Below are 3,115 nucleotides of genomic sequence, written 5' to 3'. Positions count from 1 at the left end.
GTTTTATTCTTGGCGGGCTCGACAGCCATGACGACGTCTGCGCCGAGCTTTGCGCCCGCACCGGCTATGAAGTGGTTTCGGTCGACTACCGGCTGGCGCCGGAACATCTTCATCCAGCCGCCTTCGACGATGCCATCAGCGCCTTCGAATGGGCGGCGACGATTTACAAGCGTCCGATCCTGCTTTGCGGCGACAGCGCCGGTGGCAATCTCGCCGCTGCGGTCAGCCACGCAACACGCGGCCATGCGCGAAGGCCAATCGGCCAGGTACTGATCTATCCCGGCCTTGGCGGCGACCGCACGCAAGGTTCTTACGTGACCCATGCCGAGGCGCCGATGCTGACAGTGCGCGACCTCGATTTCTACACGAATATCAGGACCGGCGGCGAAGACCGCACCGGAGATCTCACGCTGTCGCCGCTGGCCGACGCCGATTCTGCCAATCTGCCGCCGACCGTGCTGATCACCGCACAATGCGACCCGCTCTCGTCGGACGGCGAGGCCTATCGCGACCGCGTCGTTGCGGCAGACGGCCACGCCTTCTGGTTCGAAGAGCCGGGGCTGGTACATGGTTATCTCAGAGCCCGGCATACGGTCGGCCGCGCGCGCTCGAGCTTTACCCGGATCGTCGACGCGGTAGCGGTTCTGGGACGCGGCGAGTGGATCTGGTAAAAGGGGTCTAGCCCGTCCCGCGTGACGCCGCGCGGCCGGCGCTGCGGCCCGGAAAAGATGCAGCCGCCGAGAAACGTGCCTTCCAGCGCCGAGTACCATGAGCGAATCGACGAGGAAGATACCGCCGAGCGACTGGACCGGCTCCTGGTCGACGACGAAGATCTTCTTGCCGGCCTCGGCCAGTTCCGCCGCGGCGACAGCCGGCGCCGACAATGATCACATCGGCATCATCAGCCATTCTCTTCTCCCCCGGCTCTCCGCCCGGCTTTGACGGATCGTCAGACCGTCTCCCAGCCTTCCTTCTCGCCGGCGCGGAAGATGGCGTCGATGACCTTCTGGTTGAGCACCGACTCTTCCAGCGTAAAGACGCGGTCGGTGCCGCCCTGTGCCGCCCGCGCGAACGCCTCGACCTCCAGCCGGTATTGCTGCATGCCGGGGAAGCGGAACACTTGCGCCTCGCTGTGGTTCTGGTTGTGCAGCTCGATGCGATGATGATCGTAGATGCCGGCGTTGAACGGCGAAAGCACCTCGATAAAGCCCTTCTCGCCGTGGAATACCATCACCTGCCGCGCCGCCATCTGGGTCGACAGGTAGAACGACAGTTCGAAGTCGCCGAAATCGGCGCGGATCGAAGAGTAGATGTCGGTGCCGAACGTCTTGTCGCGCTCGATCGTCGCCTGGACGCGCAGCGGCTCCTTGCCCGTCGAAAAACGAGTCGATACCGTCGGATAAACGCCGATGTCGGGCAGCGCGCCGCCGCCGAGATCGAGCTGGTTGCGCATGTTCTTGGGATCGACATTGTAGTAGGAGAACGCGCCCTGCACATGGCGCAACCGGCCGATGGCGCCGTTGGCGATCAGCTCGCGCACCTTGATCCATTGCAGGTGGTAGACGACCATGAAGGCTTCGCAGACGAGCACGTTCTTGGCGTCGCGCAGCTTGATCAGCGGCGGAATCTCCTTGGCATCGAGGGCCAGCGGCTTTTCGACCAGAACATGCTTGCCGGCCTCGATCGCCTTGGCGGTCCATTCGACATGCTGCGCGGTCGGCAGCGGGATGTAGACGCCGTCGACGTCCTTGGATGCGAGCAGCTCGTCATAGGAACCGAAGGCATGGGGCGCGCCGAAACGATCGGCCAGGGCCCGGGCCCTCGAAATGTCGCGGCTGGCGATCGCGGACAGCACGCCGTTCTCCGCCTCGACTATTGCGGGCAAAAGATGCTCGCGGCCGATCTTGGCCGTCGACAAAACACCCCATCGGAACATCAGGCTTCTCCATCTTTAAATTGCAGACGTCGAGGTTTGCCTGAAATCGGCGGAAAAGCCAACGCGAACCATGGCAGGGAGCAAGGCGATCGTCTGCGGCTTGTTCGGGTGCCGGCGCTGCCCTCCGCAGAGCTTGGGTTCCTCGTGCCACGTAGTGGGGAGAGGAGCCCAGGTCCAAAGGCTATCCCCTTCTACCTGTAAGCGTCATGTCGAAGTCGACGACGTTCGAATAGATCGGCGTGCCGACATCCATGCCGTAGCGCGACCGCAGCACCTTGCCGGTGACATGGAATCTGATCGTGCCCGCCTTGAGGCCGGCGAGCTCGGCGGTGAACTTTTCCGGAAAAGTCTTGCCGCGCGCCGTCAGACGGCCGGTGACAAGGGCTGACGTGTCGCCGGTGCGTTTCACGCTGGTCGAGCGGAACTGGATTTCCGGGTTGTTGGCTGCGTCGAACACCGCGTCGGAGCGAAGAAAGGCGTCGACGCGGCGCTGGCCGGTGCCGACGCTTTCGGGAAAGATCGTGATATTGACCTGGGAGCGCCCGATATTGCTGTTGTCGATGCGGATGCTGCCCTTGAAGCGGGCGAAGGCGCCGGCGAGCCCGCCGCCGCCGGCCTTGCCGACGGAGAAACGGATGCTGGAACCGGCCGGGCTGATCGTGTAGCTGCCGGCAGCGTCGCTGAGCGCCACCGCCGCGAAAACAGGCACGGCAAGGCAAGCGGCGACCGCCGCAAATCCGAAGATGCGCGCAACCATGGGCGTGATCCTTTTTGGAGGCAACGCTTTTTAGCGCCCTCGCCCCACCAACGAATGAGCCTCCCGCTCTATTCCGCGTTGTGATCCGACGAAGGTGTGATCATGCGCGTCAGCACCGTGTCCTTCAGCAAAAAATGATGGCGCAGCGCCGCGGCGAAATGCAGGGCGACAAGTCCGATGCCGGCATAAGCGAGATACCAATGCGCCGACGTCCAGAAGCTTTCCGCCGGGTCCGATTCCGCGAGTGGCAGGTCCGGCATGACGAACAGGTTGAACGGCACGCTCGGGATCTCCAGCACCGATACCGACACCAGCGCCCAGCCGGACAGGGGCAGCGCGAGCTGAAACGCGTAGAGCGCGAAATGGACGAGCGGCGCTGTCCGGCGCTCGAAGCGTCCGACCGAGCGTGGCAGCGCCGGCAC

The 3,115-nt window shown here is 64.0% G+C and carries 4 protein-coding genes and 1 pseudogene; 1 reads left to right on the top strand and 4 read right to left on the bottom strand.

Going from position 1 to position 3,115, the window contains the following annotated elements; genetic code table 11:
• On the top strand, positions 1-671 hold a 671-nt coding region (locus tag EOA86_RS28375; protein ID WP_164892056.1), incomplete at its 5' end, for an alpha/beta hydrolase.
• A gap of 102 nt (positions 672-773) precedes the next feature.
• On the opposite strand, the pseudogene EOA86_RS40715 reads toward EOA86_RS28375, so the two are convergent.
• The 4 genes and pseudogenes from EOA86_RS40715 to EOA86_RS28355 form a co-directional block, all read right to left on the bottom strand.
• Positions 774-909 (bottom strand): annotated as a pseudogene (locus tag EOA86_RS40715) (FAD-binding protein); the annotation flags it as partial.
• A gap of 40 nt (positions 910-949) precedes the next feature.
• A complete protein-coding gene (locus EOA86_RS28365) occupies positions 950-1,936 on the bottom strand; it encodes a Gfo/Idh/MocA family oxidoreductase (protein WP_029347491.1) in 987 nt (328 codons plus the stop codon).
• A 181-nt stretch (positions 1,937-2,117) separates the two neighbouring features.
• Positions 2,118-2,693 carry a YceI family protein gene (locus EOA86_RS28360; RefSeq protein WP_127209577.1) on the bottom strand — a complete coding sequence of 192 codons (576 nt, stop codon included), beginning with the start codon at positions 2,691-2,693 and terminating at the stop codon, positions 2,118-2,120.
• Between the two features lie 68 nt (positions 2,694-2,761).
• On the bottom strand, positions 2,762-3,115 hold a 354-nt coding region (locus EOA86_RS28355), incomplete at its 5' end, for a cytochrome b/b6 domain-containing protein (protein WP_164892055.1).

This window comes from Mesorhizobium sp. M5C.F.Ca.IN.020.32.2.1, assembly GCF_004023105.1.
In the GTDB taxonomy this organism is placed as follows: domain Bacteria; phylum Pseudomonadota; class Alphaproteobacteria; order Rhizobiales; family Rhizobiaceae; genus Mesorhizobium; species Mesorhizobium wenxiniae.
Note: the sequence above shows the minus strand (reverse complement) of the source record. Positions and strands in the feature narration are given on the sequence as shown.

Excerpts from the sequence above, each read along its gene's own strand:
- EOA86_RS28365 (WP_029347491.1), bottom strand. The coding sequence starts at position 1,936 with ATGTTCCGATGGGGTGTTTTGTCGACGGCCAAGATCGGCCGCGAGCAT.
- EOA86_RS28360 (WP_127209577.1), bottom strand. The coding sequence starts at position 2,693 with ATGGTTGCGCGCATCTTCGGATTTGCGGCGGTCGCCGCTTGCCTTGCC.